The following is a 6,716-nucleotide window of genomic DNA, read 5'->3' as shown; positions in this document are numbered from 1 at the left end:
CAAACTCGTCAAGCGCCAGATGTACGGCAGAGGAAAGCTCGATCTCCTTCAGGCCCGTCTCGTCGGTGCGCCTTAGATCTTCTTCACCAAAACTGCGTCAGACCCAGGTTTCCGTGCCGATTGACACCCTTGCCCCACGACGTCTTCATGCAAGCCCTTTGTGAGGCGATCGGAGCAAACACCTTTCCAGCCAGGAACGGCACTCACCGTGGGCTTCCGGGCGCACCCCAAGACGGAGTGAGCTGAGGCAAGAGGCCGCAGTACGACAACAGGTCCGGTGGCGTTCTCGCTTTGGAGGAGGCAACGCTCTGGGAGATCCCATCCGTCCGGCATGTGCGCGACCGGATAACACGCTCGGAGGTACTGGCTCACTCGGGTCGGACCACGCGCTGCTGACCCTTCAGATCACGGTGCGATCTGAAGGGTGCATGGTTTCAGTTCATGGCCGGAGGAGAAAAGACGTCAGGGGAGCGCGGCGTGTGCCGGGTGCTCTGTATCCGCCGTGGCCGCTCAGCGGGGCTTCAGGAAGGACATGAGGAAGTTCTCTTCCTTCGGTGCGTTCCCAAGCTGGGCAACCACAACCATCTTCTTCACCTCGCCCCGTTTGAAGGCGGTGAGGAACTTGTCGTAGTCCTTGAAGGAGACGCAGCCGTTGGAATCCCCGCGCGGACCGAGCAGGTAGGTGTGGGCGAGGATGCCGGTGCGCCCGTACATCTTGCCGGTGCCAACCGGATTGAGGCGAACTGCCTCCACGCCGTGGAAAAGAGATTCGCGCATGGTCAGCGAATAGGTGTTGGGCGGCGTCGGACCCACCATGCGCTTGGAGACGTGGCGCGGGTCGTCGAACATGTCGCCGTAGCCCGAATGGGCTTCGAGCTTATCACCATTGGGCATGTACACGACCTTGCCCTTGATGTCGTAGAGCGCATAGCCCGAGCCCGGCGTCGGCAGCGCCACCTCGCTGTCCGACTCGAGCGGCGTATCCGTGGCGGCAGGCGCGCTGGGAGCGGCAGGCGTGTCGACGAGCGGCGCGGACGGATCGGGCAGAGAAGCGTAGGCGAGGCGCTGTTCGCGCACCAACGGGTTGCGCTGGGGCAGCGGCGCGCCACCCTGGTCAAGCTGCTGGAGGGCGCGGATGCCGTCGCCGGCCGCCAACTGTGGGCTGCGGTTGGGCAGGGGATTCGCCTGGGGCAGCGGTATGGCGCGAGCGAGCTGGGTGTCCATGTTCGCGGGCGCGGAGGCTTGCCGTACGGCATTCGATGTCATGAAGGGCCCGCCTTCGATGGACAGGCTGGTCAGGTAGATGCGCCCGGGCTTAAGCTCCAGCGCACCGGAGGAGACGATCAGGGATACTTCGGTGACCGTCGTTCCGGCTGGGGCGAGCGCAAGCTCGCGTACAGGGCGCTCCACCACCTGCGGCTCGGAAACGCCGAATGCGAACGAGCCCTGGGTCACCCAGACGGCACCGGCCGCCACCAGCAAACCGGCGAAAATGCCAGTGCCGATACCGACAAGAGTCGCGTGCCTTGATCCGCTGCGCGGACGGCCCTCCGGACCCAGCGGGTCGAAGGGGGCGTCCTCGTCCGGTGTCCAGCTCGTATGCCTCATGGTCCCCGCTATCAGCGTTGCCGGACGTTTCCGGCGCTCATTCCTCATGGGCAGGGTCCCACGCTGCGGGTGCGACGAACGCTCTTGCATCGCACAAACCTCGCCCCGTGCGGATCGCTCCGCCCGAATCGCCGGCTTGGTGAATGCGCGGCCCGGATTGTCCCGAACCGTTCGCCAGCCCCGCAAACCTGCCTAAACTCGGTAACTTTTCCCTTTACGACCTCCGTAACACCAGATCACGAAGGCGAGAACAAGGCCATCGAAGGCGGACTTTAGCAATCGACGGCCAGCTTGGCGAGGGCACCCTATTCCGCTGCGTTACGCCGCGGCGCGCCATCACGGACCCGAGATCCGACCCGCGCCGGTGCGCATGATCGGGCTGGCCGATGCTCGCCCCGGCGCGAGGCTCAGCCGAATTTCGCCGCGTAGTCCTCGGGCTTGAAGCCCACCAGAAGGTCGCGTCCCGTCTCCAGCACCGGGCGCTTGATCATGGAGGGCTTCTCCAGCATCAGACCGATGGCCTTGGCCTCGTCGATGCCCTCCTTGTCGGCGTCGGGCAGCTTGCGGAAGGTGGTGCCGGAGCGGTTGAGAAGCTTTTCCCAGCCCACCTTCTTTACCCAGCCTTCCAGCGTTTTCCGCTCGATACCGGCGGTCTTGTAGTCGTGGAAGGCATAGTCGATTTCCTGCGCCTCAAGCCAGCTGCGCGCCTTCTTCATGGTCTCGCAGGCCTTGATTCCGTAGATCGTCGTTGCCATCGCAATGCCCCGTATTGAAAGCGCGGACTTTACCTGAGCCGGGCGCAGGGCGGTATCGTGTGCATCAAGTCCGGTGCGGACCTTGCGAGCGGTGTAAAGTCGCGGCAACAGCGGCAAAAAGCGAGGGAGGAGAACGTGATCGCCATCATCTTCGAGGTCTGGCCGGCCGAGGGCCAGAGGGAAACCTATCTCGATCTCGCCGCCCGGCTGCGCATCGAGCTGGAGAAGATGGACGGCTTCATATCCGTGGAGCGCTTCGAGAGCATCACTGAGCCGGGTAAGATGCTGTCCCTGTCCATCTGGCGGGACGAGGAGGCGGTGAAGACCTGGCGCAACTTGCCCTTCCATCGCAAGACGCAGGCGGCCGGGCGGGCCGGCATCTTCCGGGATTACCGGCTGCGCGTCGCCGCCGTGCTGCGCGACTACGGCCTCGAGGCCCGCGAGGAGGCGCCCGAGGACAGCCGCGCCGCGTTCCGCCCCCGTATGGAGCCCGATCCGGCCTTCTGATGGCTGGCCGCTTGCCGGTCGCGGGGCGCTGCTAGCGCAGCTCTGGCGGCCAGGCGAGGCCCGAGCGGCCCTCGCCTTCATCCGGCGCAGCGGCGGCGCGGGCCTGTTCGTCGCTGAGCCCGATCTCGCGCAGAACCTCGGCGGTGCGGTCGGAGAGATCCAACGGGCGCGCCTCGGCCGGAGTGCGGGACAGGCGTGGCACGGCGGGCACGCGGTTGGGGCCGCATGCGGGGTGGCGCGCGGCGACGTGGGGATCGTTCCACACCTCGTCGGGCGCCAGCACTGGGGCGACGCAGGCATCGGTGCCGGCGAACAGAGCGGTCCAGTGGTCGCGTGGCGCGCCGATGAAGGTCTCCGCGAGCTGGCGCTCAATTTGCGGCCACAGGTCGCGGCGCATGTGGTCCGGCGGTTCGCCAAGGCCGAGGGTGCGCCACAGGGTCTCGAAGAAGCCGCGCTCCAGCGAACCGACAGCGATGAAGCCGCCGTCGGCGCAGGCATAGGTGCGGTAGAACGGCGCCCCGCCGCCCAGCAGCCCATCGCCGCGCTCGGGCCAGTGGGGCGTCTTCCACAGGGGCAGGTGCATGGCCATGAGCGAGAGCGCGCCGTCCATCATGGCGGCATCGATGAACTGGCCGCGTCCCGACGCTTTGGCCTCGATCACCGCCGCGAGGATGCCGATGGCGGCGATGAGGCTGCCGCCGGCGAAATCCGCCACCAGGTTCAGGGGCGCCTCCGGCGGCGCTCCCTTGGGGCCGAGGCCGCCAAGCACGCCGGACAGGGCGAGATAGGTGATGTCGTGGCCGGCCTCCTTCGCCCGCGGGCCATCCTGGCCGAAGCCGGTGAGGGCGCAAAAGACGAGGCGGGGGTTGAGCGCCGACAACTCGGCATATCCCGCGCCGATGCGCTCCGCCACGCCGGGGCGGAAGCCCTCCACCAGCACGTCAGCCGTCTTGACCAGCGCATGGAGCGCGGCCCGGCCTTCGGGGGCCTTGAGGTTGAGGGCCACGTGGCGCTTGCCGCGGGAGAATTCCGCGATGGCCACCCCGGCGCGCCCGCCGCCGACCACGATCACCTCGGCGCCGAGGTCCGCCAGCAGCATGGTGCAATAGGGGCCGGGCGCGAGGCGCGACAGGTCGATGACGCGCACCCCCGCCAGCGGGCCGCGCGGGGCGGGGGAATGGGAGGGGATGGCGTCCACCATCACAGCCCCCGCGCGATGACGATGCGCTGCACGTCGCTGGTGCCCTCATAGATCTGGCATACCCGCACGTCGCGATAGATGCGCTCCACCGGGAAGTCGGCGAGATAGCCGTAGCCGCCGTGGATCTGGATGGCGGCGGAACACACCTGCTCGGCCATCTCGGAGGCGAACAGCTTGGCCATGGAGGCCTCGGTGAGGCAGGGCTGGCCGGCCTCGCGCAGCGCCGCCGCGTGCAGCACCATGTGCCGCGCCGCCGCGATGCGCGTCGCCATGTCGGCGAGGCGGAAGGCCACCGCCTGGTGCTCCATGATGGGCTTGCCGAAGGTGATCCGCTCGCCGGCATAGGCCTTGGCCGCCTCGAACGCCGCCCGCGCCATGCCGACGCACTGGGAGGCGATGCCGATGCGCCCGCCCTCAAGATTCGAGAGGGCGATCCTCAGCCCCTCGCCCTCGGCGCCGAGGCGCAGGTCGGCGGGGATGCGCATATCGTTGAAGGCGAGCTGGCAGGTGTCGGAGGAATGCTGGCCCAGCTTCTCCTCCACCCGCACCACCTCGTAGCCGGGGGTGTCGGTGGGCACGATGAAGGCGGAGATGCCTTTCTTGCCCGCATCCGGATCGGTCACCGCGAAGACGATGACGAGATTGCCGTTCTTGCCCGAGGTGATGAACTGCTTGGCGCCGGAAAGGATGTAATGGTCGCCGTCGCGCCGGGCGCGGGTCTTCAGGTTGGCGGCGTCCGAGCCCGCCTGCGGCTCGGTGAGGGCAAAGCCGCCGATCCATTCGCCGGAGGCAAGCTTCGGCAGGAAGCGCTGCTTCTGGTCCTCGGTGCCGAACTTCACGATGGGCATGCAGCCCACGGACGAATGGACCGCCACGATGGTGGAGCACGCCCCGTCCGCCGCCGCGATCTCCTCCAGCGCAAGGGCATAGGAGACAAGATCGGTCGCCACGCCGCCCAGGGCCTCCGGCACCAGCATGCCAAGGAAGCCGAGCGCCCCCATCTCGGTCAGCTCGTCGCGGGGAAAGCGGTGCTCCCGGTCGCGGGCGGCGGCGCCGGGGGCGAGGCGCTCCTGCGCGAAGGACCGCACCGCATCACGGATCTCTGTCTGGGTCTCGGTGAGGATCATTGGCGTGTTTCCTCCGGGTTTTTGTTTTGGTGGTGGCGTTCTCTCGCCCCGCCTGCGCGAGAGGGGGCAGGTGTGGGGTCGAAGACAGGGTTCGCGTAGCTCAGAGCCGGCGAACCCTCTCCCGCTTGCGGGGGATGGCAGGGTGGGGGCGGGCCCTCTCCGCATTCCCTATGCTGGTATTCTGCCCCGGCGCCTCTGCCCCCACCCCAACCCTCCCCCGCAGGCGGGAGAGGGGGCCGTTCTGCTCGGGGTGGAGGGAACGGTTGGCACCTACTTGAGAAGCTTCCCGCGCCAGCCTCAGTGCGCCAGCTCCAGCGCCACGGCCGTGGCCTCGCCGCCGCCGATGCACAGGGAGGCGATGCCGCGCTTCAAGCCGTATTTCTGGAGCGCCGCCAGCAGCGTCACCATCACCCGCGCGCCCGAGGCGCCGATGGGGTGGCCGAGCGCGCAGGCGCCGCCGTGAACGTTCACCTTGTCCGCCGACAGGCCGAGGTCGTGGATGGCGGCCATGGGCACCACCGCGAACGCCTCGTTGATCTCGAACAGGTCGACGTCTTTCAAGTCCCAGCCGGTGCGCTCGGAGAGCTTGCGCACCGCGCCGACGGGAGCGGTGGCGAACAGGTTCGGCGCCTGGGCGTGGGTGGCATGGCCGACGATGGTGGCGAGCGGGGTGAGCCCGCGTGCTTCCGCCTGCGACCGGCGCATGAGCACCAGCGCCGCTGCGCCGTCCGAGATGGAGGAAGAATTGGCCGCCGTCACCGTGCCGCCCTCGCGAAAGGCGGGCTTGAGGGTGGGGATCTTGTCGAGCTTCGCCTTCGGCGGCTGCTCGTCGGCGGAGACGATGCGCTCGGCCTTGCCGGCCTTCACCGTGACCGGGGTGATCTCGGCGTCGAAGGCGCCGTCCGCCATGGCCTTCTGAGCCTTGGTCAGGGAGGCGATGGCGAAGGCGTCCTGCGCCTCGCGGGTGAACTGGTAGGCCTCGGCGCAATCCTCGGCGAAGGTGCCCATGAGGCGGCCCTTCTCGTAGGCGTCCTCCAGCCCGTCGAGGAACATGTGGTCGAGCACCCGGCCATGGCCCATGCGATAGCCGGCGCGGGCGCGGTCGAGCAGATAGGGGGCGTTGCTCATGCTCTCCATGCCGCCCGCCACCGCCACCTCGGCGGAGCCGGCCAGCAGCAGGTCATGGGCGAACATGGCCGCCTTCATGCCGGAGCCGCACATCTTGTTGACGGTGGTGGCGCCGGTGGAGAGCGGCAGGCCGGCCCCCAGCGCCGCCTGGCGGGCCGGAGCCTGGCCCTGTCCGGCGGGCAGCACGCAGCCGAACACCACCTCGTCCACCGCTTCCGGCGCGAGGCCGGCGCGGGCCAGCGCCGCGGCGATGGCGGTTGAGCCGAGGATGGGGGCGGCGACATCCTTGAAGTCGCCCTGGAAGCCGCCCATGGGGGTGCGGGCGGCGCCGACGATGACGATGGGGTCTTCGGAAAGCGACGGCATGGCGTGTCCTCCTGTTGGTTGAGG

6 protein-coding genes are annotated in these 6,716 nt (G+C 68.4%); 1 reads left to right on the top strand and 5 read right to left on the bottom strand.

Translation table 11 applies throughout. From position 1 onward, the window contains the following. Positions 1–510 precede the first annotated feature (510 nt). Together FBQ73_RS08360 and FBQ73_RS08355 are read right to left on the bottom strand one after the other, a co-directional pair. On the bottom strand, positions 511–1,608 hold the full coding sequence (locus FBQ73_RS08360; RefSeq protein ID WP_246089617.1) for a DUF2778 domain-containing protein: 1,098 nt from the start codon (positions 1,606–1,608) through the stop codon (positions 511–513). A gap of 407 nt (positions 1,609–2,015) precedes the next feature. After that, positions 2,016–2,363 (bottom strand): ArsC family reductase, encoded by a 348-nt coding sequence (locus FBQ73_RS08355; RefSeq protein WP_138398984.1) that lies wholly within the window; start codon positions 2,361–2,363, stop codon positions 2,016–2,018. A 135-nt stretch (positions 2,364–2,498) separates the two neighbouring features. Between FBQ73_RS08355 and FBQ73_RS08350 the strand changes: the two genes are divergently transcribed. Continuing rightward, positions 2,499–2,870, top strand: a complete 372-nt coding sequence (locus tag FBQ73_RS08350) for an antibiotic biosynthesis monooxygenase family protein (RefSeq protein WP_138398983.1) — start codon at positions 2,499–2,501, stop codon at positions 2,868–2,870. A gap of 31 nt (positions 2,871–2,901) precedes the next feature. Here the strand turns inward: FBQ73_RS08350 and FBQ73_RS08345 are convergent, their stop codons facing one another. The 3 genes from FBQ73_RS08345 to FBQ73_RS08335 form a co-directional block, all read right to left on the bottom strand. After that, complete coding sequence (locus tag FBQ73_RS08345) at positions 2,902–4,071, bottom strand: CaiB/BaiF CoA transferase family protein (RefSeq protein ID WP_138398982.1); 1,170 nt, start codon at positions 4,069–4,071, stop codon at positions 2,902–2,904. Further along, positions 4,071–5,198 (bottom strand): acyl-CoA dehydrogenase family protein, encoded by a 1,128-nt coding sequence (locus tag FBQ73_RS08340; RefSeq protein WP_138398981.1) that lies wholly within the window; start codon positions 5,196–5,198, stop codon positions 4,071–4,073. The genes FBQ73_RS08345 and FBQ73_RS08340 overlap by 1 nt, the downstream gene beginning before the upstream one ends. Before the next feature lie 297 nt (positions 5,199–5,495). Beyond that, positions 5,496–6,692, bottom strand: coding sequence for an acetyl-CoA C-acyltransferase (locus tag FBQ73_RS08335; protein WP_138398980.1), 1,197 nt, complete (start codon positions 6,690–6,692; stop codon positions 5,496–5,498). Between the last annotated feature and the right edge of the window lie 24 nt (positions 6,693–6,716).

It is taken from the genome of Xanthobacter autotrophicus, from assembly GCF_005871085.1.
Lineage (GTDB): Bacteria > Pseudomonadota > Alphaproteobacteria > Rhizobiales > Xanthobacteraceae > Xanthobacter > Xanthobacter autotrophicus.
Note: the sequence above shows the minus strand (reverse complement) of the source record. Positions and strands in the feature narration are given on the sequence as shown.